The organism is Streptomyces sp. NPDC051940 (genome assembly GCF_040680895.1).
In the GTDB taxonomy this organism is placed as follows: domain Bacteria; phylum Actinomycetota; class Actinomycetes; order Streptomycetales; family Streptomycetaceae; genus Streptomyces.
Genome location: NZ_JBFAXR010000075.1, coordinates 17884 through 43976, shown reverse-complemented (window position 1 = coordinate 43976; position 26093 = coordinate 17884). Strand labels below are relative to the sequence as shown.

Genomic DNA, 26093 nt, shown 5'->3' with positions numbered 1-26093 from the left:
GCAGGCCGGCTCCCGCGGCGTACGCGTGCGGATGCTGGACGCGCGCCGGGCCTTCCACTCGCCGCACGTCGCCGCGGCCGCCGAGGCCCTGGCGGGTGCGGGAGGCACTGGTTTGCGAAGGTTCGTACATGCGTGGGTGGCGGCGGGGCTGCTGCTGCCCGCTCTGGCCGCGGCCGCGCCCTCGGCGCGAGCGGACGACGCGTCGCTGCAGCAGGCGTTCGTCCGGGCCGCCGAGCGCTATCGGGTGCCGCAGGACGTACTGCTGGCGGTGTCGTACCTGGAGTCCCGCTGGGACGGGTACGGCGGGGCGCCCAGCGTGGCGGGCGGCTATGGGCCGATGCATCTGACCGAGCCGGCCGGCCGGGCGGCCGGGGGTCCCCCGCCGACGCTGCCCCAGGCCGCCCGGCTGACCGGGCTGGCGCCGCGCGAGCTGCGCGAGAGCGCCGCGGCCAACGTCCAGGGCGGTGCCGCCGTGCTGGCCGACCTCCAGCGCCGGCTGGACCTCCCCACGAGCGCCGATCCCGCCGACTGGTACGGCGCGGTGGCGGCGTACTCGGCGGCGCGCGACGAGCGGTCCGCAAGGTCGTTCGCGGACGAGGTGTACGACGTGCTGCGCACCGGCGCGCGCCGGACGACGGACGACGGCGACCGCATGGTGCTGCCGCCGCACCGCGGTCTGCGCCCGCACGCGGAGCAGCTCGCCCTGCTGGGCCTGGCGAAGGCCGCCGCGGGGCGCGCGGAGTGCCCCGCGGAGCTGGCCTGCGAGTGGATCCCCGCCCCGTACAAGGAGTTCCGGGGCGCGGGCGGCGAGCCCGACTACGGCAACCACGATCTGGCGCGGCGCCCGCTGGACATGCGGGTGCGCTACATCGTCATCCACGACACGGAGGGCGGCTACGCGGGCTCCGTGCAGGCCGTGCAGAACCCGGAGTTCGTGTCCTGGCAGTACACGATCCGCTCCCGCGACGGTCACGTGGCCCAGCACGTGCCGCTGAAGGCGGTGGCCTGGCACGCCGGGAACTGGCATGTGAACTCGCAGTCGATCGGCATCGAGCACGAGGCGCGGCTGGTCTCCCCGGACACCTGGTTCACCGAGGCGATGTACCGCTCCTCGGCGAAGCTGGTGCGCTGGCTGGCCGGGCGTTACGACGTACCGCTGGACCGGCAGCACATCATCGGCCACGACAACGTGCCCGCGGGCACGCCGGGCGCCGTCTCGGGGATGCACACCGACCCGGGGCCGTACTGGGACTGGGCGCACTACTTCGAGCTGCTGGGCGCCCCCTTCAAGGCGCAGGGCGGTCCCCGCTCGGGCGCGGTGACGATCCTCCCCGACTACGCCAGCCACCGTCCCCGCTACACCTCGTGCCACTCGGGCGGCGACACCTGCCCCGCGCACGGCTCGGGCGCCGTCCGGCTGCGCAGCGCACCGGACCCCGACGCCCCGCTGGTGAAGGACGTCGGTCTGCACAGCGGCGAAGGCCGCTCCTCGTCCGGCGTCAACGACACGGGGGCGCGCGCCTCCACCGGCCAGCAGTTCGCGGTGGCGGGCCGCAAGGGCGCGTGGACGGCGATCTGGTATCTGGGGCAGAAGGCCTGGTTCCACAACCCGAAGGACCGTCCGGTGGCGGTGCCCGCGACCGGACGCGTGGTGACACCCCGTCCCGGCCTCGAGAAGGTGCGCGTCTACGGGCGGGTGCTGCCGGAGCCTGCCGCGTTCCCCGAGGGGATCAAGGTGGTGGAGCAGACGCCGCTGCCGTACACGCTGAAGGCCGGGCAGCGGTACGTGCTGGGTGACCGGGTGCCCTCCGAGCACTACCACGCCACGGAGTTCTCCGGGCCGACGCAGCGCCGGGTGGTACGCGGCCGGACGGTCTACTACGAGATCCAGTTCGGCCACCGGATCGCCTATGTGAAGGCGGCCGACGTCGTGGTCAGCCCTGCTGGAACAGCTCCGCGGGCAGGGGCTTGAGCAGCTGGTAGAGGTCGTCGGTGATCGGCCGGTCCCAGGCGGCGATGGTGACCAGCACGCCGTCGCTGCGGTCGAACTGCACGCAGGAGATGCGGCCCTCGGAGCATTTGACGCGCTTGACGATGAGCAGGTTGTCCTGGTGCATCACCGGGGTGTCCTCGGTCTCCACGACCGTCACCGGCTCGTCGTTGCCGAGGGCCGCCATCAGCTGCGCCACCTCGAACGGCACCTGGCCGTCGCCGAGGTCGCGGGCCGGGGAGCCGGCCGGCAGGTTGCCGATGATCATCGCGGGTCCCCGGCCGCCGAACAGGTCGTAGCGCAGGAAGACGCCCTGGCAGGTCCCGTCGGGCGCCGGCAGCAGGCCGGCGCCGAGATCGCCCGGCCAGTCCCCGGGATCCATGGCGAGGACGTCGAAGTCCGGCCCGGCGGGCGTGGGCGTGCTGCGGCGGCGGAGGAAGGACATGCGTCCAATCGTACGGCCAGGCAGCGCGAGAGGAAGCCGGGGTGCGGGCGAGTCGGCACGGGCCCGCGTGTCCGCGCTGTACGGGGCGCGTGTCCGCGCTGTACGGGGCGCGTGTCCCGACCGCACCCGGCGCGTGTCCGGCCCGTACGGGCCGCCCGCCCGGACCGTGCGACGTCTCCCGGCCCGTGTCCGTCAGGGCGTCGAGCGCAGCGCCTCCGGCAGTCCCGCGGCGTCCGTACCGACCTTGCGGTACACGGCGGACAGCAGCAGCTCGACGGCGCGCTCGTCGGTGCCGAGCTCCTCGGCGATCCGCTGCGCGGGGACGGCGCGGGCGGCGCGGTCGGCGGCGGCCCGCTCGCGGCTGCTCAGGGCGTCGGTGTCCGTGGCGCGCAGCCGGCGCGGGCGCAGTCCGGCGGCCGCCAGCTCGCTCTGGGCGCGTTCGGCGAGGGCCTCCGCCCCGCAGGTGAGCGCCCCGTCCAGGCCGCGGTACAGCTGCTCCGCGGCCTCCCGCATCCGCCCGGCCGCCCGCAGCGCGGCGCCGTGCTCGACGAGGGCCACGGCCAGTTCGTACCCGGCGGGTGAGCGTTCCAGCTGGTCGACGGCTTCCTGCAGCAGCTTGGGGCGCTCCGCCGGGCACGACACCTGGGCGGTGACGCGCAGGGCCTGGCCGATGGCGGAGGCGGTGCCGTACCGCCGGGCCTGGGCCATGGCCTCGTGGGCCTGGCGGAGGGCCTCGTCGGGGTTGTCGTGCGCCCGGGCGCGGGCGAGGTGCAGCTGCCAGGGGCACCACGAGGGGTTGCGGATACCGCGCGGGGAGAGCCGCCGGCCGGCAGCCGCCAGCTGGACGGCGGCCTCCTCCGTCCGGCCGGTCGCCAGCAGCAGCTCGCCGTAGACGGTCTGCGCGTCGGGGAAGGTGACGGCGGCCGGGAACGGCTCGCCGAAGTCGTAGCTCTCCGCCAGCCGTGCCGCCTCGCGGGGGCGTCCGCGCGCGAGGAGGATCTCGATGAGGATGGCCAGCGCGTACCACTGGGCGGGTGTGCCCCTGCCGACGCGGTCGGCCAGGCGCAGCCCGTCGCGGGCGAAGTCCTCCGCCTCGTGGAGCCGGCCGCGGCGGTAGCGGACGTAACCGAGGAGGGTGTAGCCGAAGGACAGATGGGCGCCGCGCCAGCCCGCCCGCTCGAAGGCCGCTATGCCGTCGGCGAAGAGCTCCTCCGCCCGGCCGGGCCGGTCGGCGTACATGAACGCGAGGGCGACCAGCACCGGCACCTCGAAACCGCGTTCCTCGTCGGCCCAGTTGAGGCCGCCGCACAGCGCGCGCTCCGCCTGCCGGACGGCGACGTCGGCGGGTTCGGCGCGCAGGGTGGCGTCCCAGGCGCGCAGGCCGATGATGTACCGCTCGGTGAGGTCGCGGCCCGGGAGCCGGTCGGCAAGGCGGGCCAGGCGCCGGGAGCGGGCCGGCGAGTCCGGTTCGTCGGAGCGGAACGCGTCCCACATGAACTGCTCGGCGCGCATCCGCAGCCGGGTGCGGGCGTCGCTGACCGTCCGCGAGCCCTCGGCGACCACGGCGGACGCCTCGCCGAGGCGGTCGGAGTGGGCGAGGGTCTGGGAGAGCCGGTAGATGATGGCGTGCCGCAGCTCCGGGTCGGAGTACGGCTCGTCCAGCGCGCTGCGCAGATGGTTGACGGTGGTGGCGGGCTCGGTGAGCGTGGAGGAGCAGCCCAGTTCGTACAGGACGGCGGCGCGGTCCTCCAGGGGCGGCGGTTCGCGCAGGGCGCGGGAGAGATAGGAGCGCGCGGCCTCGGGCGCGCCGGCGCGCAGCGTCTCGCGGGCCGCCTCGCGCAACTGGGTGACGACCCAGGGGTCGCCCTCCGGATGGGTCTCCAGCAGATGGCGGGCCGCGGCGGAGGGGCCGAGCCCCTGGTCGACCAGCGCCCAGGCGGCCTGGCCGTGCAGCGCGACGCGCACCGCGTCCGGGATCGCGCGGTAGACGGCGGTCGCGATCAGCGGGTGCACGAACTCCAGGACGTCGGAGCCGGCGAGGATGCGGAACTCGCGCAGCCGGTCCGCCGCGTCGGCGGCCTCCTCCTGGCCCAGGCCCGCGACGTGCGCGGCGAGCGTCGGGGAGATCTCGGTGCCGAGTACGGCGCAGGCCCAGGCGTAGCGGACGGTGGAGGCGCCGAGGCGCTCGAGGCGGCGGACGAGTCCGCTGCCCTTGGCGGCGGCCGCCAGATCGCGCAGCAGATGGGCGCTGGACTCGTCGGGGCGCAGACCCCGGTCGCGGACCTTGGCGGTGAGTTCGACGGCCTCGAAGGGGTTGCCCGCGGTGACGGCCCAGCACTCACGGCAGAAGGCGTCGTCCGCTCCGGGGCCGATCCGGACGCGCACCAGGTCGGCGATGGCCGGCGCGGTGAGCGGGTCGAGGCCGATCGGTCGGTGGCCGGCGCGTCCGGGCAGGCCGCGGAAGGACTCGGCGTACTCGGGGAGTTCCTCCGGCCGGTAGGCGGCGACGACGAGCATGGGGAGCTCCTCGGCGCGCGGGGCGAACGCGGTGAGCCAGCCGAGGGACTGGGGGTCTGCCCAGTGCGCGTCGTCGAGGACGAGCACCAGCGGGGCGCGGTGGGTGGCGAGGTACGTCAGCACCCAGTCCAGGCCGTCCGCGAGCCCCTGGGGGTCCGGCGGGGCGCCGCCCGCGGGGGCGCACAGGCCCAGTGCGGGGCCCACGATGCCGTACCAGCCGCCGAGGGTGTCGTGCAGTTCGTCGTCGCCGTAGCGGGCGAGCTGGGGCTGCAGGAGCTGGCGGGCGACGTGGAAGGCGACGCGCTGCTCCTGGTCGCCGCCGCGGGCGAACAGGACGGTGCAGCCGAGGGCCGCGGCCCGGGTGCGGGTCTCGGCCAGCAGCGTGGTCTTGCCGAGCCCGGCGTGCCCGGCGACGGCGACCAGCCCGCCACGGCGCACCCGGGGCCGGCCCGAGCCGCTGCGAGGCAGCCCGGCGACCTCGCGCAGGGCGTCGTCGATGGCGCTCAACTCCGCCTCGCGTTCGAGTAACCGCTCCTCGCGCATCAGGACACCACCAGCTCAGGCCAGGGAGCGCGGAGGCCCGCACACCCGTCCGTGACCACTGAGCGTACGCCCGCGCGCACGGTCTGGGACCCCGTCCTGCGGGATTGCCCATGGACTATTCGCAGGCGGTCGGACCGCGCCGCGGGAGGACGGCGCGGGCTCAGACCGTGCCGCGGTGGCGCTCGTGGTGGCGGGCGACGCGGGCGCGGTTGCCGCAGGACGGTTTGCACCACTCCTGGCGCGGATGCTCCTTGACGAAGTAGCGCACACAGCGCGGGCCCTGGCAGGCGCGCAGCTTCTCGCGGTCCGGTCCGGCGAGGAACGCGATCGCGTCGCGGGCCAGGGCGGCGGTCAGCCGGACCGGCGGCGACACGGCGGCGGACGGGACCTCGGAGGCGGCCGGGGCGCCGCCTTGCGGCCACTCCAGGCGCGGCGCGCTCGGCAGCGCGGCCGCCGCGGCGTTGAGACGGGCGACGGCCTCCTGCGCCGGCATCGGGGGGCGGGTGTCGGCCCGGCTCGCGGGGCCCGGCCGTACGGCCAGCGCGAACAGGGCGCGGACGGCGGCCCGCAGGTCGCGTACCGCCGTCAGGGCCGCGTCGTCCGCCGGGAAGGGCTCCACGCCGAGCGCCGCGCGGTGCTCGGCGACCCACACGGTGAGGGCGTCCGCGGTGGTCAGATCGTCCGCCACGCCGCCGTGCCCGTCGTGGCGGATGGTGAGAGCCAGGCGCAGCACCGGCCGGTCGTCCGTCATGGCCCCCATGCATACCACCTCTCGTCCGCTCGGCCCCCCTCGGGCTTCTAATGCTAAGGTCCCACACATCCATTAGCCACACGTGGAGGGGACGCCGCATGACACCGCAGGTACGTGACGTACTGGACGAGATCCTGGCCGGCCAGGACCGGCTGGGTGAGCTGGTCGAGGGCCTGACCGACGAGGCCGTTCGCGAGCCCTCCGCACTGCCCGGCTGGTCCCGGGCGCACGTGCTCTCGCACCTCGAGGGCATCGGCCGCGCACTCGCCCGCCAGGCGCGCCACGCGGTCAGGGGCGAGCTGGTCGAGGTGTACGACGGAGGGCGGCCGGCCCGCGACGCGGGCATCGAGGCGGGCGCCGTCCGCTCCGCCGCCGAACTGCGCGACGCGGTGCGCGTGGCGCTGGCCGAGGCGCACGCCGCCTGGACGGCCGTGGGCCCGGACGACTGGTCGCGGCCGGTCCGCTACCGGGACGGGGAGCTGCGGGGCGCCCTGCTGTGCTGGTGGCGGGAGCTGGAGATCCACACCGCCGACGCGCTGCTGGGCCGCGGACCGGGCGACTGGTCGCGCGCCCTGTGCGGCCACATCCTGGACTTCCTCACCCCGCGCGCCCCCGAGGGCGGACTCGCGCTGCGGGTCACGGACGGACCGGAGAGCCGGGTGTACGGCGACGGGGATCCGGCCGCGGCGGTCGACGGACGGCTGGCGGACCTCGCGGCGTGGTTCGCCGGCCGTACGCCGCGGCAGCCGGTCACCGCGGTGAACGGTCCGCTGCCCGAGCTGGGGCCCTGGCCGTGACGACGCTCGACTTCTGGAAGGCCGGACTCGGACGCGTACCGGCCGAGGTGTGGCAGGAGACGGGCACCGAGGTGCTGATCCTCGCGGACAACGGGCTCACCGAACTACCCCCGGGGATCGCCTCCCTCACCCGGCTGCGCACCCTCGACCTGGGGCACAACCGGCTGCGCGCGGTGCCGGCGGAGGTCGGATCGCTGCCCGCGCTCGACCGCTTCCTGTATCTGCACGACAACCGGCTCACCGTCCTCCCGGAGTCCCTGTGCGCGCTCACCGAACTGGCGTACCTCAACGTCGGGGAGAACGAGCTGGTCGCGCTCCCCGCCGCCCTGGGCGGCATGCGCGGGCTCGTCGAGCTGCGCGCGCAGCACAACCGGCTGACGGCGCTGCCCGCGTCGCTGGGCGGCCTCGCCGGGCTGCGCGAGCTGTGGCTGCGCGGCAACGCGCTGAGCGGCCTCCCGGCGGGCCTGGGCGACCTCGCCGAGCTGCGGGAACTCGAGCTGCGCGACAACGCGTTCACGGCCGTCCCGGACTGCCTGGCCGGGCTGCCGCGGCTGCGCCGGCTCGACCTGCGCGGCAACCGGCTCACGGGGCTGCCGGGCTGGCTGGCCGGACTGCCCGCACTGGAGAAGCTCGACCTGCGCTGGAACGGGGTCGAGGACTCACACCCGGTGGCGGCGGGGCTCCGGGCGCGCGGCTGCGTGGTGCTGGTCTGAAGATCCCCTAGGTGAGGTCGAACTCCCCGTCGCGCGCGCCCAGCACGAACGCCCGCCACTCCGCGGGCGTGAAGATCAGTGCGGGTCCCTGCGGGTTGCGTCCGTCGCGCATGGCGATATAGCCCTCGACGAAGGCGATCTGGACGTCGCCGACCCCCTGGCTGCTGGACTGCCACTGCGCGCCCGAAAGATCGAGCTGGGGCTTCTCCCGGCCGGCCAGGGGATGTTCAGTGGTGCTCTCGGCCACGTGCGTGCTCCTCCCGGTGCGTGTCCCCGGCAAGCCTAGCCATCACGGGGCCTGTGCGACAGGTCACACGGTCAGCTCCCGGGAGCGCGGTCGGCGACCAGCCACATCGAGAAGAACTGGGAGCCGCCCCCGTACGCGTGGCCGAGCGCCCGGCGCGCCCCGGGCACCTGGTGCTCCCCCGCCGCGCCGCGCACCTGCAGCGCCGCCTCGGCGAAGCGGATCATCCCGGACGCGCCGATCGGGTTGGTCGACAGCACCCCGCCGGAGGGGTTCACCGGGAGGTCGCCGTCCAGTTCGGTGACGCCGGACTGGGTGAGCTTCCAGCCCTCGCCCTCCGCCGCGAAGCCGAGGTTCTCCAGCCACATCGGCTCGTACCAGGAGAACGGCACGTACATCTCCACGGCGTCGATCTCCCGCCGCGGATCGGCGATGCCCGCCTGCCGGTAGACGTCCGCCGCGCAGTCCTTCCCCGCCTGCGGGGAGACGCAGTCCTTGCCGGCGAAGAGGGTCGGCTCGCTGCGCATCGCCCCGCCGTGCACCCAGGCCGGCCGGTAGGGGGCGCGGGCCGCGCCGGCCCGGTCGGTGAGGACCATGGCGCAGGCGCCGTCGGAGGACGGACAGGTCTCGGAGTAGCGCACCGGGTCCCACAGCATCGGCGACGCCTGGACCTTCTCCAGGGTGATGTCGTGCTCGTGCAGATGCGCGTAGGGGTTCTTCAGGGCGTTGCGGCGGTCCTTGTACGCCACCAGGGAGCCGATCGTGTCCGGGGCGCCGGTACGCCGCATGTACGCGCGGATGTGCGGGGCGAAGAAGCCGCCCGCGCCCGCCACGAGCGGCTGCTGGAACGGGATGGGAAGGGACAGCCCCCACATCGCGTTGGACTCCGACTGCTTCTCGAAGGCGACGGTGAGCACCGTCCGGTGGACGCGGGCGGCGACCAGGCTCGTCGCCACGAGGGCCGTCGATCCGCCGACCGAGCCGGCCGTGTGCACCCGCATCATCGGCTTGCCCACCGCGCCGAGGGCGTCCGCCAGATACAGCTCGGGCATCATGACGCCCTCGAAGAAGTCGGGCGCCTTGCCGATGACGACGGCGTCGACGTCCGCCCAGTCGAGCTCCGCGTCGGCGAGCGCCCGCAGCGCCGCCTCGCGTACCAGACCGGCGATCGACACGTCCTTGCGGGCGGAGGTGTGCTTGGTCTGGCCGATTCCGACGACCGCCACGGGCTCCTTGCTCACGACTCCCCCTCGAGGACGGCGACCAGGTTCTGCTGCAGACAGGGCCCCGAGGTGGCGTGGGCCAGGGCGCGTTGCGAGTCGCCGCGTGTGATCCGGGCCGCCGCCTCGCCGATCCGGATCAGGCCGGCGGCCATCACCGCGTTCTCCGCGCCGGAGGGGTTCAGGGCGACGCCGTCGCCGAGCTTCAGCGCCTCGCGGAGCACGGCCTGCTGTCCGCGGTACGGGGCGTGCAGTTCGGCCGCGTCGACGGGCGCGTCGAAGGCGCCCGCACGGGTCGCGGCCAGCCGGGTGGACGGCGAGTCCGCCAGATCGCGCACCCCGAGGCCGTGCGCCTCGATCCGGTGGTCGATCCCGCGGATCCACGCGGGCCGCGCGCACAGCCCGCGCGCGGTGTCGCCGGCGGCGAGCACCACCGCCGCCGCGGCGTCCCCCACGGGGGTGCGGTCGGAGGGCGACAGCGGCTGGCTCAGCCCGGCGTGCCCCGCGTCGATGGCGGCCTGCGTCTGCAGGGCGCCCAGGGAGTCTGCGTCCGGCCACAGGGGAGCGAGGTAGTACGGATCGAGCTGGCGGGTGAGGACGGCGCCGATGTCGCCGGGTGAGGACTTGCCGTACGCGTAGACGAGCGCGGTGTCGGCGTCACCGGTGAGCAGCTTCACCCACGCCTCGTACAGCGCCCAGGCGCCGTCCATCTCGACGTGCGACTCGGAGATCGGCGGCCAGGCGCCCACGCCGTCCAGGGCCATCGTGAAGGAGAACGCCCTCCCGGCGAGATAGTCGCTGGATCCGGAGCAGGTGAAGCCGATGTCCCCGGCCTTCAGCCCGGTGGCGTGCAGCACCTCGTGCAGCACGGGCATCAGCATCTCGACCTCGGAGAGCTCTTCGGCGCCCGCGCCGGCCGGCGTCCTGGCGTACGCGACGATCGCGATGTCCCGCATCACTGCCTCCCGTTGCCGTCGTCGGCCCGCGCGCTTGTCCGCGGGTACCTGGGGTCGCCGGTCCGCGCGCCCGTCACAGGAGGTCCTTGTAGTCGTCGTAGTCCGCGTCCGGTTCGCCGGTGGGGCGGTAGTGGTCGGGCCAGCGGGCGCCCTCCCGCCACACCGGCTCGACGCGCAGGCCCATGCGGACCTGGTCGTACGGGATGCCGCCGATGCGGCCGTGCAGGGCCAGTCCGGCGCCGTCCAGGGCGATGTGGGCGTAGACGTACGGGACCTCGACGTCGAGGTTGCGGGCCTTGATGTTGACGATGCAGAACGTCGTCACCGTGCCGTGCGGCCCCACCTCCACCTGCTCGTCGGTGGCCACCCCGCAGGTGGGGCAGGCGCCGCGCGGCGGCACGTAGACCTTGCGGCAGGAGGGGCAGCGCTCGCCGACGGTGCGCTGTTCGGTGAGGGCGTGCAGGTACGCCGTGGTGGAGCGGCCCGGGCTGTAGGTGTACTCCAGCCGCGCCGGCTCGACGATGCCGGTCACCGGCTCGGGGAAGACGCCGTCGTGCGGGGCGGGCGGCGGCGGTGCGGGCTCCGCCGCCCCGCGCTCGGGTTCGAAGCAGGCGATGTCGGTGATCCGGCCCTCCCGTTCCTCGGCCCACCGGACACGCACCCGCATCCCCGTGCGGACGACGTCCCGCGGCGCCTCCAGGGCGTGCAGCAGGCCGGTGTCGGCGCCGTCGAGCCGCACCAGCGCCCAGGCGAAGGGCGTGCGCAGCGGCTGACCGGGCCGGGGGGCGGCGTTCCACGCCCAGGTGACGACCGTGCCGGCGGTGCCGACCTCGACCAGGTCGCGGATCTCCGCGGAGGTCACCGGGTCGTACTCCACGGGCGGGACGAGCACCCGCCCGCCGGCGGTCCGCACACCGAGCACGGTGCGCTCGCGCAGCCCGGTGAGGAAGGCGCTCTGTACGGGCCCGAGGGAGCGGGTGAAGGGGAACTCGACGACCAGCGGGGCGCTGAGGGTCTGCGGCACTTGGGTCTCCTTGGGGCGTGGGTCTCCTTGGGGTGGGAACGCTCAGGCCCGGCGGAACTCCGGCTCACGCTTCTGGGCGAAGGCGCGGGCGCCCTCCTTCGCGTCGGCGGTGGCGAAGACCGGCCAGCCCCGCTCGAGTTCGAGCTTCAGGCCGTCCTCCTCCGGCAGCGCGGCCGTGTCGTACACGCTGGCCTTGACGGCCTCGACGGCGAGGGGTCCGTTGGCGTTGATCAGCCCGGCGATCTCCAGGGCCCTGGCGCGGGCGGTGCCGTCGGGTACGACGTGTCCGATCAGGCCGATGTCGCGGGCCTCCTGCGCCGTGTACGGGCGGCCGGTGAGCAGCATCTCCAGCGCGTGCGTGCGCGGGATCTGGCGCGGCAGGCGGACGGTGGAGCCGCCGATGGGGAACAGGCCGCGCCGTACCTCGAAGAGTCCGAACGTCGCGCTCTCGCCCGCGACGCGGATGTCGGTGCCCTGCAGCATCTCCGTGCCGCCGGCCACGCAGTAGCCCTCGACGGCGGCGATGACCGGCTTGCGCGGGCGGTGGTGGCGCAGCATCGCCTTCCAGTGCAGGTCCGGGTCCGCCTTCAGACGGTCGCGATAGCCGTCTCCGGCGAGTCCGCCGTCGCCGGCGAGGGCCTTGAGGTCCATGCCGGCGCAGAAGTCGCCGCCCGCGCCGGTGAAGACGACGGACCGGACGGTGTCGTCCTCGTCGGCCGCGAGCCAGCCGTCGTACAGGCCGACCAGCATGGGCAGGGAGAGGGCGTTCTTGGCCTCGGGGCGGTTGAGGGTGAGGATCAGGGTCGCTCCCTCCCGTTCGACGGTGAGGTGCTCGGTGCCGCTCATGGCTCTTCCTCTCGCCGAAGGGGGCCGGGAAACCGCGTAGAACAGGGTGCAGGAGCGGGCGGCCCACTTCAAGACTTTTCTGACGCTCAGTCAGATTTCTTGTCCGCGCCCCTTCCCACGTCGGTGCGGCGGCGCTAGTAATACGGCCAACGACCCAGCCCGGGCAGGAGGCGCCGTGGAGTACAACCTTGCCGACCTCTTCGAGTCCGTCGTGGACGCCGTGCCCGGGCGGGAGGCGCTGGTGTACCTCGACCATCCGGGGACGGGCGCGCGCACCGCGCTGACGTACGGCGAGCTGGACGCGGCGGCGAACCGGATCGCGCACCATCTGCTCGCCGCGGGCGTCTCGCCCGGCGAGCACGTCGGCCTGTATTTGTACAACGGCGTGGAGTACCTGCAGTCGGCGCTCGCGGCGATCAAGATCCGCGCCGTGCCCGTGAACATCAACTACCGGTACGTCGAGGACGAGCTGATCTACCTCTTCCGCGACGCCGATCTGACGGCCGTCGTCTTCGAGGGGGAGTTCACCCCGCGGGTCGCGGCCGCGCAGCCCAGGTCGCCGAAGCTGCGGCACCTGGTCCGGGTGGGTGAGGCGCCCGAGGGCTCGCCCGAACCGGCCATCCCTCCGGTGCGGTTCGCGGACGCCGAGGCGGGCGGGTCACCGGAGCGCGGTTTCGGTCCGCGGTCGGCCGACGACCAGTTCATCATCTACACCGGCGGCACCACGGGCATGCCGAAGGGCGTCATGTGGCGGCAGGAGGACCTGTTCTTCTCCGGGCTGGGCGGCGGGGCGCCGACCGGTGAGCCGGTGAAGCGGCCGGAGGAGCTGGCGGAGCGGGTGGCGGCCGGCGGCGAGGGGCTGGTGTTCTTCCCGACGCCGCCGCTGATGCACGGTACGGCGACGCTGACGTCGTTCATCTCCTTCAACTTCGGCCAGAAGCTGGTCATCCACCGCAAGTACGCGCCGGAGGCGGTCCTGCGGACCATCGCCGAGGAGCGGGTCACCAGTGTGTCGCTGGTCGGGGACGCGATGATGCGGCCGCTGCTGGACGCCCTCGACGGGCCGATGCGGGGCTCGGACCTGTCGTCGCTGTTCAGCGTGAGCAGCTCGGGCGCGATCCTGTCGGAGACACTGCGCGACCGCTTCCGGGCGCTCGCGCCGAACTGCATGCTGCTCGACAACTTCGGCTCCTCGGAGTCCGGCTTCAACGGCACGGCCACGGCCGACTCGGGGCCGGGGCGGTTCCGTATCGAGGTCAACGAGCGGACGCTGGTGGTCGATCCGGCGACGCACGCGCCGGTGGCCCCGGGCGAGATCGGACGGGTGGCCCAGCGCGGGCACGTGCCGCTCGGCTACTACAACGACCCCGGGAAGACGGCCGAGACGTTCTTCGAGCGGGACGGCCTGCGGTGCGTGCTGCTCGGCGATATGGCGACCATCGACGAGCAGGGCATCGTCACGGTGCTCGGGCGCGGCTCGCAGTGCATCAACACGGGCGGCGAGAAGGTCTATCCGGAGGAGGTCGAGCATGTGCTCAAGGCCCATCCGGACGTGTACGACGTGCTGGTCGCCGGCGTGCCGGACGAGCGGTGGGGCAACCGGGTGGCCGCCGTCGTCCAGCCCCGCGCGGGCGTGGACACGCTGACGGCGGAGGCCATCGAGGCGCACTGCCGCGGACGGCTGGCCGGCTACAAGATCCCCCGTACGGTGGTGTTCACGGACCACGTCCAGCGCTCGCCGAGCGGCAAGGCGGACTACCGCTGGGCGAAGCAGGTCGCGTCCGGCGGGTGAGTTCCGGCCTACTCCGGCGCCGCCCGATACGGCAGGATGGGCGGCGGGAGGACATGTGACCGACCGGGATCCGGACACCGTGACGACAGCGCGCCTCGAGGTGCGCCCGCCGCGCGAGTCCGACCGGGCCCGTTTCGTCGAGCTGTTCCGCGACGAGGACTTCATGGTGTTCTCCCCCCGGATCCTCACCGAGTCGGAGGCCGAGGCCCGCTTCGACCACATGCTCGCGGTCTGCGGGACCATCCCGTTCGGCAAGCAGCCGGTGGTGGAGCTCTCCTCCGGGCTGATCGTCGGCTACACCGGCGTCGACCGCATCGACCTCGCGGGCGAGACCTGGCTGGAGTGGGGCTACCGCCTGGTCCCGGAGGTCCGCGGCCTCGGCTACGCCACGGAGGCGGGCCGCGCCCTGCTGTCCAGGGCCCGCCGTACGTACCCGGGCGCTCTGCTGGCGATCATCGCCCCGGACAACCTCTCCTCGCAGCGGGTCTGCCGCAAACTGGGCTTCGCCTTCTGGAAGCAGGCACCGGTGGAGGGCGACCTGCGGAACCTCTACACGCTCTGCGCCGAGGACCCTGTCTCCTGACCGCCAAGGAGGAACGGGCGCTGCGCCCCCAGCCAGGCGTTCTCCGCGCGCATCTCCGCCGCGTCCCCGCGCGCGAGGAACGCCGACCAGGGCTCCTGGCCCTGGCCCCCGAGGCGTTCGGTGCGGGCTGCCTCGCGGGACTGCAGGGCGTCCAGCGCGTCGAGGACCGATGACGGGTCCGCGCCGTACGCCGTGCAGAGGGCGTCCAGGCGGGCGGGCAGCGCCCGGGAGCCGGAGACGGGTGCGCGGCGCTGCTGGTCCGCGGGCCTCAGCGGGACCGCGTACCAGGCGAGTTGGGCGAGGTCGTCGAGGGCCTGGCCGGGGGCCGCGAAGTCCCAGTCGATGAAGCCCGCCAGCCGGTCCCCGGCCCAGATGGAGTTCCACGGGCCCAGGTCGCCGTGGCGGATGACCAGTCCGGGGCGCCAGTCCTCCTCCTGGCCCTGCCACCGGGCGTCCGGCGGCGGGCGGAAGTCGCGGACCGCGTCGTGGTACTCGCGCAGCCAGGACGCCAGCCAGGCGATACCGGCCGTCCGGCGCAGGGCCTGCGGCCAGGGCGAGAACGCCGGTTCGCCGTGCAGCAGGGACAGCACCTCCTCCGCGCCGTCGGTGCCGACGACGCGGGGCGCACGGGTGAAGCCCACCGACTCGAGATGGGCCAGCAGGGCATGCACCGCGGGCGTCCAGAAGCCGACCGGCCGGCGGATGGTGTCGCCGACCCGCCGCACCGTGGTCACACTGCCCCTGGCGGTGGCGCCGTCCTCGATCATCCGGCCAGGGTAGCCCCGGTACCGGCGCACGAACGGGGCGGGCACCCGCGCCGGCTCGCACCGCGTCGCCGAGGCGTACCGGCCCCCGCCGGCAGCCCCTACCGGCGTCCCGCCGCTTGCCGCCTCGACCGGCACGCGGCAGCATCGGCGGCAGGCCGCAGATCCGTACCCGGGAAGGAGGGCCCATGACCACACCGGGTGCCCAGCTCGAACGCCTCGCCAAGCAGAAAGCCGTCCTGCTCACCACGTTCCGCCGCAACGGTCAGCGGATCGGCACGCCGGTGAACATCGCCGTCGAGGGCGACCACGCGTACGTCCGCACCTTCGCCGCCTCGGGCAAGGCCAAGCGGATGCGGAACAACCCGCGGGTGCGCATCGCGCCCTGCACGATGCGCGGCACGCCCACCGGACCCGACATCGAGGGCGGCATGCGCGCCCTCGACGGCACGGAGGCGAAGGCGGCGGCGCGCCGGCTGAACCGCAAGTACCCGTTCCAGCAGCGGGTGCTGCTGGAGGTCCAGTACGCGCTGACCCGCCGCGAAGCCGTCACCTACGAGTTCACGCCGGACTCCCCCGCGGAGCCGCCGGACTCCCCCGCGCCGCCGCCCGCCTCCTGACCGAGGAAGCCGCGCACCGCGTCGAGGAACTCCCGCGGCCGGGTCTCGTGGACCTGGTGCCCGGCCTCGACGGTCACCAGGGCGCAGTCGGGGATCGCGTCCGCCAGGTCCTTGAACAGCCGTTCCGGCAGGAAGCTCGCCGGTCCGCCGTAGATCACCAGGGTGGGCGCGGTGATCCGCGCCGCGTCCGCCGCCCAGGCCGGGTCCGGGGCGTTGCGCTGCGGCACGGCCTGCACCTTGGCCTCCCAGTCGAAGTCCAGGCCGGCGGGCGCCTCCGGCACGCTCTGCGGCGGGTCGGCGGGCGCGAGGGACGGGGCCTCCTCCAGGACCAGCCGCTCGACCAGCTCCGGATGGCGGGCGGCGAGCAGCTGGCCGACCAGCCCGCCGAGCGAGTGCCCGATCAGGGTGACCGGGCCGAGGTCCAGCGCGCGGATGAAACCGGCGACGTCCTCGGCGTACGCGGGGAAGGCGTAGCCCCCCGGCCGGTCGCTGTCGCCGTGACCGCGCAGGTCGAGGGCGTACACCCGGTGGCCGGCGGCGAGTTCGTCCGCAACCCCCGACCAGTGGGCGCCGCGCCCGCCGAGGCCGTGCAGCAGCACCATCGGCGGCGCGTCGGGCCGCCCCCAGCAGCGGTAGGCCAGGCGGACGCCGTCCACTACGGTCTCCTGGACCGCCCCCTCGTCGAGGAACGCGGCGGCATGCCGTACGACGAAATCGCCGTCGTCCACCCAGGGCGCGTGCACCGTGCCCGGCTGGACGACGAGCCGGCCGGCGGGCAGCAGGTCCGCGAATTCCCGCGCGTCAGACGGGCGCGGGTTCCAGTCGTGTTCGCCCGCCAGCACCAGGACGGGCGCGGGGAAGCGGGAGACCTGCTCGCGGACCTCCGCGACGTCGAAGGCACCGGGAGCGAAGTAGCCGTTCGCCGCCTCCTCGTTGAACTGGTCGTCGGCGCCCGCCGCGTGCTCGCGAGCCGCGTCGTCCCAGGTGCCGTAGAAGAACGGCTCGACAGCCTTCCACAGCTCGTCCGAGTCACCGCCCCCGGCGATCTCCGTGAGCGCGGCGCGCGCCCGCGGGTACCAGGGCTCGCCCGCACGCCACGCCGTGTGCTCCTGCCAGAGCTCCAGGGACGGTTTCAGCCCCAGCGGCCGCAGCGTGGGCGTCAGGAACACCATCCGCCGCACCCGCTCCGGATACCTCAGGGCGTACAGCAGCGCCAGGTTCGAGCCGGCGGAGTGCGCGAGCACGTCCATCCGCTCCAGCCCCAGGTGCGCGCGCAGCGCCTCGAGGTCCGGCACCTGCCGGTCGACTCGATACGTCGACTTGTCGTCCGGTACGGCGGAGTCCCCCGTGCCGCGCAGGTCGAGCAGGATCAGCTGCCGGCGGGCGTCGAGGCCGCCGAGGGTCCCCAGGTACGCGGAGGCGCGCATGGCGCCGCCGGGGACGCAGACCAGCGGCTCGCCCCGGCCCTTGACGTGGTACGTGAGCCGGGTGCCGTCCGGTGCGGTGAAGGTGGGCATACGGGCGATGCTGTCATCGGTCGATCATCACCCGCAACGGTGTTCTGCTCACCGCAGAGCTGACCGCGGCGCTCACCACGGAGCACGTCACACCGCCTTCTCCCGCCCCTCCCAGTACGGGTCGCGCAGCCGCCGCTTGTACAGCTTGCCGTTGGGGTCGCGCGGCATGTGCGCGATGAAGTCGACCGTCCGCGGGCGCTTGTAGCCGGCCAGGTTCCGGTCGCAGTGCGCCAGGATCGCGGCGGCCAGCTCCGGGTCAGGGGCGTGGCCCTCAGCGGGTTCGACGACGGCCTTGACCTCCTCGCCCCAGTCGTCGTGCGGGATGCCGAAGACGGCGGCGTCGGCCACGGCGGGGTGGGTGAGCAGCGCGGCCTCGATCTCCGCGGGGTAGATGTTGACGCCGCCGGAGATGATCATGTCGATCTTGCGGTCGCGCAGGAAGAGATAGCCGTCGTCGTCCAGATAGCCGAGGTCGCCGACCGTGAAGAAGTCCCCGATCCGGTTCTTGCGGGTCTTGCCCTCGTCCTTGTGGTACGCGAACCCGCCCGTCCTCATCTGCAGGTAGACGGTGCCCAGCTCGCCCGGGGGCAGCCGGTTCCCGTCGTCGTCGTACACCGCGATCTCGCTGATCGGCCACGCCTTGCCGACCGTTCCCGGCTTCTTCAGCCAGTCCTCGGCGGTGGCGAAGGTGCCGCCGCCCTCGCTGGCCGCGTAGTACTCCTCGACGCAGCTCCCCCACCAGTCGATCATCGCCCGTTTGACGTGGTCGGGGCAGGGGGCGGCGCCGTGGATGGCATGCCGCATGGAGGACACGTCGTAACCGGCCCGGACCTCCTCCGGCAGGGCGAGGAGGCGGTGGAACTGGGTGGGGACCATGTGCGTGTGCGTGCAGCGGTGTTCGTCGATGAGGCGCAGCATCTCCCGCGGCGTCCACTTGTCCATCAGCACGATCCGGTGGCCGATGTGCAGCGACGCGCCCGCGAACTGCAGCACGGCGGTGTGGTAGAGCGGCGAGCAGACGAGGTGGACGTTCCCGTCGAAGGGCCTGATGCCGAAGATGCCGAGGAAGCCGCCGAGATGGTTCTCCTCCGGGGGCCTGCCGGTGAGCGGACGGCGGATACCGCGGGGCCGGCCCGTGGTGCCGGAGGTGTAGTTCATGACCCAGCCCATGGTGCGGCCGTCCGGGGGCGTCTCCGGCTGTCCGTCCAGCAGTTCGTCGTACGCGCGGAAGCCGTCGACGGTTCCGACCGCGTAGCGCCCGGCGGCCGGGAGTCGCGCCGCGTCGGCCGCCGTCCGGGCCGCGTCCGCGAAGCGCTCGTGGGCGATGAGGACCTTCGCCTCGCAGTCGGAGACGATCCAGGCGATCTCCGGGCCGACCAGATGGTGGTTGACGGGCACCAGGTAGAAGCCCGCCTGGAACGCGGCGAGGTACGCGGTGAACAGCTCGACACCGTTCGGCAGCACGACGGCGAAGGCGTCCCCCGCGCTCAGCCCGGCGGTGCGAAGGCCGTGGACGAGGCGGTTGCTCGCCGCGTGCAGCCGGCCCGCGGTCCACTCCTCGCCGTCGGGGGCGATCAGCACGACCCGCCCGGGGTCGGCGGTGGCCTGTGCCCAGAAGCCGTTGGGCGCCGCGCCGGTCATCAGGCTCTCCCCGCGATGCGGTTGACGCGGTCCACGGCGCGCTCGAAGCCGCGGGTGAGGTCGTCGAAGACGGCCTGGACGGTACGCCGGGAGTTCATCGAGCCGACGATCTGGCCCACCGGTGTGCCCAGCAGCGGTTCGACCTCGTGCCGCTGGATCCGCGAGACCGCCTCCGCGACGAGCAGGCCCTGCAGCGGCATCGGCAGGGTGCCGGGGCCCGCCGGGTCGTCCCAGGCGTCGGTCCACTCGGTGCGCAGCTGGCGGGCGGGCTTGCCGGTCAGGGCGCGGGAGCGGACGGTGTCGCCGGAGCCGGCGGCCAGCAGCTTGCGGGTGAGGGCGTCCGAGTGCAGGTCCGCCTCGACGGTCGTCAGCCACAGGGAGCCCAGCCACACGCCCTGCGCGCCGAGCGCCAGGCCGGCGGCGATCTGCTCGCCGCTGCCGATGCCGCCCGCCGCCAGGACGGGAAGCGGATCGACGGCCCGTACGACCTCCGGCGTGAGCACCATGGAGGCGATCTCGCCGGTGTGCCCGCCGGCCTCGTACCCCTGCGCCACGACGACGTCGATGCCCGCCTCCTGGTGGTGGCGGGCGTGCCGGGCGCTGCCCGCGAGGGCGGCGACGAGGATGTCCTGGGCGTGGGCGCGCTCGACGATGTCCGCGGGGGGTGAGCCGAGCGCGTTGGCCAGGAGCCTGACCGGATAGTCGAAGGCGACGTCCAGCTGGCTGCGCGCCACCTCCTCCATCCACCCGGTGATGCGCCACCCCGACGCCTCGCCGTCCGGCAGGTCCGGTACGTCGTACTTGGCGAGCGTCTCGCGGACGTACCGGCGGTGCCCCTCGGGGATCATCGCCTCCACGTCCTCGACGGTGACGCCCTCGACCTTCTTGGCGGGCATCACGACGTCGAGTCCGTACGGGCGGCCCTCGGTGTGGGCGTCCATCCAGTCGAGGTCGCGGGCGAGTTCGTCCCCGGCGGCGTAGCGGACGGCGCCGAGGACGCCGAGGCCGCCGGCGCGGCTGATGGCGGCGGCGACGGCGGGGAAGGGGGTGAAGCCGAAGATGGCGTGCTCGAGGCCGAGGCGGCGGCTCAGTTCCGTCTGCATGGGCGCAGGATGCCGCAGGGAGCGTGGCGGGGGAAGACCTTTTCTGACGTTCCGTCAGATTGTTCGTAACGCCGGGGGCGCCGTCATCGAGTCGCGCGCTCCGCCTCCGCCGCGCTCGCCGCCAGGTCCAGCAGCACCACCGCGTCGTGGTCCGGGCTGCCCGGCACCGCCTGGTACGCCACCAGCCGCTGGCCGTTGGTGCGGGCCAGCGACATGACCTCGTACTGCAGCGCCATGTCGCCCACCTCGGGATGGCGGAACCGCTTCACGCCGTCCGAGAGCGCGCCCACCTCGTACCGCTCCCACAGCCGGGCGAACTCCGGGCTCTTCACCGCCAGCTCGCCCACCAGCCGCACCAGCTCCGGATCGTCCGGATCCGTGCCGGCCCGCGCGCGCAAATGCGCCACGCCGCTGCGCACGGCGCCCTCCCAGTCCGCGTACAGGCAGCGGGCGGCGGGGTGCAGGAACATGTAGCGCAGGACGTTGCGCCGCGCCGCCGGCCACTCCTGGATCCCCGCCATCAGCCGCAGACCCGCGGGGTTGGCGGCGAGCAGGTCGTTGGTCCGGCCGATGACATACGCGGGGTAGGGGCGCAGGGTCTCGAGCAACTGCCGCACGCCCGCCCGGACCGTGCGCGGGGCCGGCTGGTGGGCGGCGTGGCGCGCCTCACGCGTCGCGAGTGCGACCAGGTGGTCGTACGCGTCGTCGCACAGCTGCAGCGTCCGGGCCAGGGCGTCGATCACGGCCGGGGAGGGCCGGGTCTCCTTGCCCTGCTCCAGCCGCGTGTAGTAGTCGATGCTCACGCCGGCCAGGGTCGCCAGCTCCTCGCGGCGCAGCCCGGGGGTGCGGCGTATCCCGGCGCCCGGCGGGAGGCCCACGTCCTGCGGCTTGACCAGCGCCCTGCGCGCCCGCAGGAACCTCCCCAGCTCGCTCCCGGCCCGATCGCTCATGCGCCCAGTCTCGCAGGCCGCCGCGCCGGGGACAGGCCGTGGGGGGCCCTGTCACACCCAGGAACGGCGCTCCCCGCCGCCGGGCGGCCTGCCACGCGCGCACGACGCGGACCAGGGTGGGAACACCAACGAACCACAGGAGTGCCCCACATGGCCGTCACCCGGACCACCCTCGCGCCACCGCGCACCGCACCCGCCGGACACGACGGCTCCCCCGGCCCCGTCCTCGCCGCCTCCCTCCTCGGCTTCTTCGTCATCGCGCTCGACGCGCTGGTCGTCACCGTCGCACTGCCGGACATCGGCGCGAGCCTCGGCGGCGGCATGGCGGGGCTGCAGTGGGTGACCGACGGCTACACCCTGATGTTCGCGGCGCTGATGCTCTCCGCCGGCGCGCTCACCGACCGGATCGGCGCCCGGCGGGCCTACGCCGGCGGGCTGGTGCTGTTCGCCCTGTCCTCCGCCGCGTGCGGGCTGGCGCCGGGCCTGGGCACGATGGTCGGCGCCCGGCTCGTCCAGGGCGCGGCGGCGGCCGTGATGATGCCGGCGTCGCTCGCACTGATCCGGCAGGCGTTCACCGACCAGGCCCGGCGTGCCCGGGCGATCGCCGTGTGGACGGCCGGCGGCGCGGTGGCGGCGGCCGCCGGGCCGGTGGCCGGTGGCTTCCTGACCAGCGCCTGGAGCTGGCGGGCGATCTTCTTCATCAATCTGCCGGCCGCGGCGGCGGCGCTGCTCCTGCTCGCGCGCACCCGGCGCTCGCCGCGGCTGCCCGCGCCGGTGGACTGGACGGGCCAGCTGACGGCCGTCCTGGCGATGGGCGCGCTCACCTACGGCGTCATCGTGGGCGGCGCGGAGGGCTTCGCGGGCCCGCGGCCCGTCCTGGCGGTTCTCGTCGCGGTGGCCGCCGGCGCCGCCTTCGTACGGGCGCAGGCGCGGCGGGCGGCGCCGATGGTGCCGCTGAGGCTGTTCCGTACGCGGGCGGTGTCGGTGGGCGTGGCGGTCGGGTTCGCCGTCAACGCCGCGTTCTACGGCGCCGTGTTCGTCCTCAGCCTGTACTTCCAGCAGGCGCGCGGGCTGTCGCCGCTGCACACGGGGCTGCTGTTCCTGCCGATGACGGCCCTGGTCGCCGTCGTCAACCTGGCCGCCGCACGCGTCGCCGCCCGCTTCGGCCCGCGGGTGCCGATGGCGGCGGGCCAGCTGCTGGCGGGCGCGGGCCTGGTGGCCCTGTGCCTGGTGGACTCCGGTACGCCGGTGACGGCCGTCGCGCTGCTCGCCGTACCGGTCGGTCTCGGCGGGGCACTGACGGTGCCGCCGATGACGGGGCTGGTGCTCGACAGCGTTCCGGCGGAGCGGGCGGGGACCGCGGCCGGCGTCCTCAACACCAGCCGGCAGACGGGGGGCGCGCTGGCGGTGGCCGTGTTCGGCGCGCTGCTGGCGGGCCGGGAGTCGTTCGAGGGCGGCATGCGGATCAGCATGGCCGCGGCGGCCGTGACGCTGGCGGCGACGGCGGCGCTCACCGTGGGGCTGCTTCCGTCCGCCAAGCGCTGACAAAGGCTCCTCAACTGGCCGTTCACGCTTCCACGGTATTGACACGGGCTCCGCCCTGGAAGAAAGTTTCCCGCGATGCCCAACGGCACGAAAATATCTTTCAGAGACAGGGTGGGATCATGAGCGCGGACGAGGCTGCGGGCAACGGATTCAGCCGAAGGCAGTTCGGAGCGGGCCTGATGGCCTTGAGCGGAGGCCTGATGGTGCTGGGAGGCGGCGCCGCGCCGGCGTGGGCCACCGAGTCGGCGGCCACCCCCGTCCTGCGGCGCGGCGGCGCCGAGGACGCCGGGCTGCTGCAGCGGTACCTCGACCAGCTGGTCACCGACGCCCGCGCCTATCTCGGCCCGAGCCCCAAGTACCCGTGGTACGCCGGAGCCGTGATCCTGGCCGGCCGCGGCCGGACAGTGGCGCTGGAGCAGCCCATCGGCAAGGCCCTGCGCTATCAGCGGTACGACGAGACCACGGACACCGGCGTCGAGTTCCCGGCGGACCAGCAGATCGACATGTCGATGGACACGGTCTTCGATCTGGCGTCCGTCTCGAAGCTGTTCACGTCCCTGCTGGCCGTGCAGCAGATGGAGCGCGGCGCCCTCGACCTGCACGCCACGGTCGCCTCCTACCTCCCGGAGTTCGGCGCCGCGGGCAAGCAGGGCATCACCATCCTGCAGCTGCTCACCCACACCTCCGGCTTCAACTCCTGGATCCCGCTGTTCAAGGAGCCGACCTGGGAGGCCAAGCTCCAGCGGCTGTGGAACGAGGCGCCGCTCAACCCGCCCGGCACCAAGTACCTCTACTCCGACCTCAACCTCATCTCCCTCCAGCTGGTCCTGGAGAAGATCACCGGCAAGAAGCTCGACGTGCTGCTGCACGAGGAGATCACCGGCCCCCTGGGGATGCGCCACACGCGCTACAACCCGCCGGCCGAGTGGAAGCCGCGCATCGCCGCCACCGAGGACGCGCGGCTGCCCTGGTCGGGGATGCAGCGCGGGCTGGTGTGGGGCGAGGTGCACGACGAGAACGCCTTCTCCTTCGGCGGCGTCGCCGGCCACGCCGGTGTCTTCTCCACCGCCTGGGACCTGGCGATCCTGTGCCGCACGCTGCTGAACGGCGGGGCGTACGGGAAGGCCCGCATCCTGAAGCAGGAGTCGGTGGAGCAGATGTTCACCGACTTCAACACGGCCTTCCCCGGCGACGAACACGGACTGGGCTTCGAGCTCTACCAGCACTGGTACATGGGCGCGATGGCCACCCCGCACGCCGCGGGGCACACCGGCTTCACCGGCACCTGCCTGGTGATCGACCCGAGCACCGACACCTTCCTGATCCTCCTCGGCAACTCCGTGCACCCGGTGCGCAACTGGCGCTCCGGCAGCGCGCCGCGCGTCGCGGCCGGTACGAACCTCGCCCGGGCGGTGCCGGTGCGGCCGGTCGACGGGGAGACGGCGTGGTTCTCCGGCGTCGCCAGCCAGACCACCGCCACGCTCACCCTGCCGGAGCTGACCGTGCAGGGGCCGGGCGCGCAGCTGCGGTTCGCCCTGTGGTGGGACACCGAGCCGACCTGGGACCCGGTGCGCCTGGAGGCGTCCGGCGACGGCGGCACCACCTGGGTGCCGGTGCCGTTCTCGGCGGCGGCGCCGGGCGGTCCGACGGTCGCGCACCCCGAGGGCACGGCGGACGGCTGGTCGGGCCGGGTCTGGCACCGGGCGTCGGCGTCGCTGGCGGCGTGGCGCGGCAAGCCGGTGACGCTGCGCTGGCGGTACACCACCGACGTGCGCTACGTCGGACGCGGGGTGTACGTCGACGAGGTGCGGGTGGAGGACGGCGACACGGCCGTGTTCTCCGACGCGCGCGAGGCGGACGCGGGCCGGATCGCGGCGAAGGGGTGGACGGCGTCGCGGGACTGAACGCAGGCATGGCTGAGGGGCGGCCGGACGGCCGCCCCTCAGGGCTGTTCAGACCTCCCCCAGCACCGCCATCGCCGCGTTGTGCCCGGGGATGCCGCTGACGCCGCCGCCGCGCACGGCGCCCGCCCCGCACAGCAGCACGTTGGCGTGCGCCGTCTCCACGCCCCAGCGGCCGGTGCCCTCGTCGGCGTACGGGAACGCCAGGTCCCGGTGGAAGATGTTGCCGCCGGGCAGCCGCAGATCGCGCTCCAGGTCCAGCGGGGTCTTCGCCTCGATGCAGGGCCGGCCGTCGGCGTCCGTGGCCAGGCAGTCGTCGAGCGGCTCGTCGAGCACGGCGTCGAGCTGGGCGAGCGTGGCCTTCAGCAGCGCCTCGCGCGCCGCGTCGTTGTCCTCGGCGAACAGCCGCGCCGGGGTGTGCAGGCCGAAGAGGGTGAGCGTCTGGTAGCCCTCGCGGACCAGGTCCGGGCCGAGGATCGACGGGTCGGTCAGCGAGTGGCAGTAGATCTCCGAGGGCGGGGCGGCGGGCAGCTTCCCCTCGGCCGCCTGCCGGTACGCGGCCTCGAGCTCGGCGTACCCCTCGGCGATGTGGAAGGTCCCGCCGAACGCCTCGCGCGGGTCGACGGACCGGTCGCGGAGCCGGGGCAGCCGCTTGAGGAGCATGTTCACCTTGAGCTGCGCGCCCTCCGCGGGCGGCGGGGGCGCGTCGCCGACCAGGGCGGCGAGGGCCTGCGGTGAGGCGTTCACCAGGACGTGCGCGGCGGCGACCGTGTGCTCACCGTCCGCCGTCCGGTACGTGACCTCGGCCCGCCGGCCGTCGGTGGCGATGCCGGTCACCTCGTGCCCGGTGCGGAGCTCCGCCCCGGCGGCGCGGGCGGCGTTCGCCAGGGCGTCGGTGAGGGCGCCCATGCCGCCGACGGGGACGTCCCAGTCCCCGGTGCCGTTGCCGATCACGTGGTACAGGAAGCAGCGGTTCTGCCGCAGCGACGGGTCGTGGGCGTGGGCGAAGGTCCCGATGAGGGCGTCGGTCAGCACGACGCCGCGTACCAGGTCGTCCGCGAAGTCCGCCTCGACGCGCTCGCCGATGGGCCGCTCGAACAGCGCCTCCCAGGCGTCGGGGTCGTCCACCCGCCGGCGCAGCTCCGCGCGGCTGGGCAGCGGTTCGGTCAGCGTGGGGAACACGCGCTCGGCAACGCGCTGCGTCATCCCGTAGAACCGCTGCCACGCCTCGTACTCCCGGTCCGACCCGGTGAGCGCGGCGAAGGAGTCGCGGGTCGCGTCCGGACCCGACACGAGCAGGCCGGTGTCGCGGCCGCCGCGCGAGACGGGGGTGTACGACGAGACGTGCCGCTTGCGGACCGCGAAGGACAGCCCGAGATCCGTCACGACCTTCTTCGGCAGCAGGCTGACCAGGTAGGAGTAGCGGGACAGCCGCGCGTCGACCCCGGCGAACGCCTGGGTGGACACGGCGGCCCCGCCGGTGCGCCCGAGCCGCTCCAGCACCAGCACGGAGCGCCCGGCGCGGGCGAGGTAGGCGGCGGCGACGAGCCCGTTGTGGCCGCCGCCGACGATCACAGCGTCGTACGAGGAGGTCATGGCCCTTCGTAACACGAGACGATCACCCGTGACCA

General features: G+C 74.2%; 22 protein-coding genes. 8 read left to right on the top strand and 14 right to left on the bottom strand.

Annotation, left to right across the window (positions count from 1 at the left end; translation table 11 throughout):
- Window positions 1-31: 31 nt before the first annotated feature.
- The gene (locus AB0M28_RS25830) at window positions 32-1972 is read left to right on the top strand and encodes an N-acetylmuramoyl-L-alanine amidase (protein ID WP_365409525.1); all 1941 of its coding nucleotides are present in this window, start codon (window positions 32-34) and stop codon (window positions 1970-1972) included.
- Here the strand turns inward: AB0M28_RS25830 and AB0M28_RS25825 are convergent.
- The 3 genes from AB0M28_RS25825 to AB0M28_RS25815 form a co-directional block, all read right to left on the bottom strand.
- Window positions 1935-2435 (bottom strand): hypothetical protein, encoded by a 501-nt coding sequence (locus AB0M28_RS25825; RefSeq protein WP_365409516.1) that lies wholly within the window; start codon window positions 2433-2435, stop codon window positions 1935-1937. The two genes, AB0M28_RS25830 and AB0M28_RS25825, sit on opposite strands and share 38 nt — an antisense overlap.
- A 192-nt stretch (window positions 2436-2627) precedes the next feature.
- Complete coding sequence (locus AB0M28_RS25820; protein WP_365409515.1) at window positions 2628-5495, bottom strand: AAA family ATPase; 2868 nt, start codon at window positions 5493-5495, stop codon at window positions 2628-2630.
- A 160-nt stretch (window positions 5496-5655) separates the two neighbouring features.
- A complete protein-coding gene (locus AB0M28_RS25815; RefSeq protein ID WP_365409522.1) occupies window positions 5656-6246 on the bottom strand; it encodes an ABATE domain-containing protein in 591 nt (196 codons plus the stop codon).
- A 98-nt stretch (window positions 6247-6344) separates the two neighbouring features.
- Here AB0M28_RS25815 and AB0M28_RS25810 point away from each other — a divergent pair, with 98 nt between their 5' ends.
- The gene (locus AB0M28_RS25810; protein ID WP_365409512.1) at window positions 6345-7043 is read left to right on the top strand and encodes a maleylpyruvate isomerase family mycothiol-dependent enzyme; all 699 of its coding nucleotides are present in this window, start codon (window positions 6345-6347) and stop codon (window positions 7041-7043) included.
- Window positions 7034-7756 (top strand): leucine-rich repeat domain-containing protein, encoded by a 723-nt coding sequence (locus AB0M28_RS25805; protein WP_365409519.1) that lies wholly within the window; start codon window positions 7034-7036, stop codon window positions 7754-7756. The genes AB0M28_RS25810 and AB0M28_RS25805 overlap by 10 nt, the downstream gene beginning before the upstream one ends.
- Before the next feature lie 7 nt (window positions 7757-7763).
- On the opposite strand, the gene AB0M28_RS25800 is transcribed toward AB0M28_RS25805, so the two are convergent.
- The 5 genes from AB0M28_RS25800 to AB0M28_RS25780 all read right to left on the bottom strand — a co-directional run bounded on the left by AB0M28_RS25800 (window position 7764) and on the right by AB0M28_RS25780 (window position 12046).
- Entirely contained in the window at window positions 7764-8003 is a 240-nt protein-coding gene (locus AB0M28_RS25800; protein WP_365409509.1) for a DUF397 domain-containing protein, read from the bottom strand.
- A 71-nt stretch (window positions 8004-8074) separates the two neighbouring features.
- Window positions 8075-9241, bottom strand: coding sequence for a thiolase domain-containing protein (locus AB0M28_RS25795; RefSeq protein ID WP_365409506.1), 1167 nt, complete (start codon window positions 9239-9241; stop codon window positions 8075-8077).
- Window positions 9238-10176 (bottom strand): lipid-transfer protein, encoded by a 939-nt coding sequence (locus AB0M28_RS25790; RefSeq protein ID WP_365409504.1) that lies wholly within the window; start codon window positions 10174-10176, stop codon window positions 9238-9240. Before AB0M28_RS25790 ends, AB0M28_RS25795 begins: the two co-directional genes overlap by 4 nt.
- A 73-nt stretch (window positions 10177-10249) precedes the next feature.
- Entirely contained in the window at window positions 10250-11200 is a 951-nt protein-coding gene (locus AB0M28_RS25785) for an OB-fold domain-containing protein (RefSeq protein ID WP_365409501.1), read from the bottom strand.
- A 42-nt stretch (window positions 11201-11242) separates the two neighbouring features.
- On the bottom strand, window positions 11243-12046 hold the full coding sequence (locus tag AB0M28_RS25780; protein WP_365409499.1) for a crotonase/enoyl-CoA hydratase family protein: 804 nt from the start codon (window positions 12044-12046) through the stop codon (window positions 11243-11245).
- A 175-nt stretch (window positions 12047-12221) separates the two neighbouring features.
- Here AB0M28_RS25780 and AB0M28_RS25775 point away from each other — a divergent pair, with 175 nt between their 5' ends.
- Complete coding sequence (locus AB0M28_RS25775; protein WP_365409496.1) at window positions 12222-13838, top strand: acyl-CoA synthetase; 1617 nt, start codon at window positions 12222-12224, stop codon at window positions 13836-13838.
- A gap of 79 nt (window positions 13839-13917) precedes the next feature.
- Window positions 13918-14421: a GNAT family N-acetyltransferase gene (locus AB0M28_RS25770; protein WP_365409493.1), complete on the top strand. Its 504-nt coding sequence runs from the start codon at window positions 13918-13920 to the stop codon at window positions 14419-14421.
- Here the strand turns inward: AB0M28_RS25770 and AB0M28_RS25765 are convergent.
- A complete protein-coding gene (locus AB0M28_RS25765) occupies window positions 14388-15188 on the bottom strand; it encodes an aminoglycoside phosphotransferase family protein (RefSeq protein WP_365409490.1) in 801 nt (266 codons plus the stop codon). The genes AB0M28_RS25770 and AB0M28_RS25765 overlap by 34 nt on opposite strands.
- 185 nt (window positions 15189-15373) lie before the next feature.
- On the opposite strand from AB0M28_RS25765, the gene AB0M28_RS25760 reads away from it, so the two are divergent.
- Window positions 15374-15805 (top strand): PPOX class F420-dependent oxidoreductase, encoded by a 432-nt coding sequence (locus tag AB0M28_RS25760; protein ID WP_365409487.1) that lies wholly within the window; start codon window positions 15374-15376, stop codon window positions 15803-15805.
- Here the strand turns inward: AB0M28_RS25760 and AB0M28_RS25755 are convergent.
- The 4 genes from AB0M28_RS25755 to AB0M28_RS25740 form a co-directional block, all read right to left on the bottom strand.
- Window positions 15739-17322, bottom strand: a complete 1584-nt coding sequence (locus AB0M28_RS25755; RefSeq protein ID WP_365409484.1) for an alpha/beta hydrolase — start codon at window positions 17320-17322, stop codon at window positions 15739-15741. The two genes, AB0M28_RS25760 and AB0M28_RS25755, sit on opposite strands and share 67 nt — an antisense overlap.
- A gap of 87 nt (window positions 17323-17409) precedes the next feature.
- The gene (locus AB0M28_RS25750) at window positions 17410-18963 is read right to left on the bottom strand and encodes an acyl-CoA synthetase (protein WP_365409481.1); all 1554 of its coding nucleotides are present in this window, start codon (window positions 18961-18963) and stop codon (window positions 17410-17412) included.
- Window positions 18963-20066, bottom strand: coding sequence for a nitronate monooxygenase family protein (locus AB0M28_RS25745; protein WP_365409478.1), 1104 nt, complete (start codon window positions 20064-20066; stop codon window positions 18963-18965). The genes AB0M28_RS25750 and AB0M28_RS25745 overlap by 1 nt, the downstream gene beginning before the upstream one ends.
- An 83-nt stretch (window positions 20067-20149) precedes the next feature.
- Entirely contained in the window at window positions 20150-21016 is an 867-nt protein-coding gene (locus tag AB0M28_RS25740) for a helix-turn-helix transcriptional regulator (RefSeq protein ID WP_365409476.1), read from the bottom strand.
- A 150-nt stretch (window positions 21017-21166) separates the two neighbouring features.
- On the opposite strand from AB0M28_RS25740, the gene AB0M28_RS25735 reads away from it, so the two are divergent.
- Together AB0M28_RS25735 and AB0M28_RS25730 are read left to right on the top strand one after the other, a co-directional pair.
- A complete protein-coding gene (locus AB0M28_RS25735; protein WP_365409473.1) occupies window positions 21167-22561 on the top strand; it encodes an MFS transporter in 1395 nt (464 codons plus the stop codon).
- Window positions 22562-22680: 119 nt separating this feature from the next.
- Window positions 22681-24465: a serine hydrolase gene (locus AB0M28_RS25730; protein ID WP_365409471.1), complete on the top strand. Its 1785-nt coding sequence runs from the start codon at window positions 22681-22683 to the stop codon at window positions 24463-24465.
- A 48-nt stretch (window positions 24466-24513) separates the two neighbouring features.
- On the opposite strand, the gene AB0M28_RS25725 is transcribed toward AB0M28_RS25730, so the two are convergent.
- The gene (locus AB0M28_RS25725; RefSeq protein ID WP_365409468.1) at window positions 24514-26058 is read right to left on the bottom strand and encodes an NAD(P)/FAD-dependent oxidoreductase; all 1545 of its coding nucleotides are present in this window, start codon (window positions 26056-26058) and stop codon (window positions 24514-24516) included.
- Window positions 26059-26093: the final 35 nt, after the last annotated feature.

What these genes read in the sequence shown, in the direction of transcription:
- AB0M28_RS25830 (WP_365409525.1), top strand. Translation starts at nt 32, where the DNA reads ATGCTGGACGCGCGCCGGGCCTTCCACTCGCCGCACGTCGCCGCGGCC.
- AB0M28_RS25825 (WP_365409516.1), bottom strand. Translation starts at nt 2,435, where the DNA reads ATGTCCTTCCTCCGCCGCCGCAGCACGCCCACGCCCGCCGGGCCGGAC.
- AB0M28_RS25820 (WP_365409515.1), bottom strand. Translation starts at nt 5,495, where the DNA reads ATGCGCGAGGAGCGGTTACTCGAACGCGAGGCGGAGTTGAGCGCCATC.
- AB0M28_RS25815 (WP_365409522.1), bottom strand. Translation starts at nt 6,246, where the DNA reads ATGACGGACGACCGGCCGGTGCTGCGCCTGGCTCTCACCATCCGCCAC.
- AB0M28_RS25810 (WP_365409512.1), top strand. Translation starts at nt 6,345, where the DNA reads ATGACACCGCAGGTACGTGACGTACTGGACGAGATCCTGGCCGGCCAG.
- AB0M28_RS25790 (WP_365409504.1), bottom strand. Translation starts at nt 10,176, where the DNA reads ATGCGGGACATCGCGATCGTCGCGTACGCCAGGACGCCGGCCGGCGCG.
- AB0M28_RS25780 (WP_365409499.1), bottom strand. Translation starts at nt 12,046, where the DNA reads ATGAGCGGCACCGAGCACCTCACCGTCGAACGGGAGGGAGCGACCCTG.
- AB0M28_RS25765 (WP_365409490.1), bottom strand. Translation starts at nt 15,188, where the DNA reads ATGATCGAGGACGGCGCCACCGCCAGGGGCAGTGTGACCACGGTGCGG.
- AB0M28_RS25760 (WP_365409487.1), top strand. Translation starts at nt 15,374, where the DNA reads ATGACCACACCGGGTGCCCAGCTCGAACGCCTCGCCAAGCAGAAAGCC.
- AB0M28_RS25755 (WP_365409484.1), bottom strand. Translation starts at nt 17,322, where the DNA reads ATGCCCACCTTCACCGCACCGGACGGCACCCGGCTCACGTACCACGTC.
- AB0M28_RS25750 (WP_365409481.1), bottom strand. Translation starts at nt 18,963, where the DNA reads ATGACCGGCGCGGCGCCCAACGGCTTCTGGGCACAGGCCACCGCCGAC.
- AB0M28_RS25745 (WP_365409478.1), bottom strand. Translation starts at nt 20,066, where the DNA reads ATGCAGACGGAACTGAGCCGCCGCCTCGGCCTCGAGCACGCCATCTTC.
- AB0M28_RS25740 (WP_365409476.1), bottom strand. Translation starts at nt 21,016, where the DNA reads ATGAGCGATCGGGCCGGGAGCGAGCTGGGGAGGTTCCTGCGGGCGCGC.
- AB0M28_RS25735 (WP_365409473.1), top strand. Translation starts at nt 21,167, where the DNA reads ATGGCCGTCACCCGGACCACCCTCGCGCCACCGCGCACCGCACCCGCC.
- AB0M28_RS25730 (WP_365409471.1), top strand. Translation starts at nt 22,681, where the DNA reads ATGAGCGCGGACGAGGCTGCGGGCAACGGATTCAGCCGAAGGCAGTTC.
- AB0M28_RS25725 (WP_365409468.1), bottom strand. Translation starts at nt 26,058, where the DNA reads ATGACCTCCTCGTACGACGCTGTGATCGTCGGCGGCGGCCACAACGGG.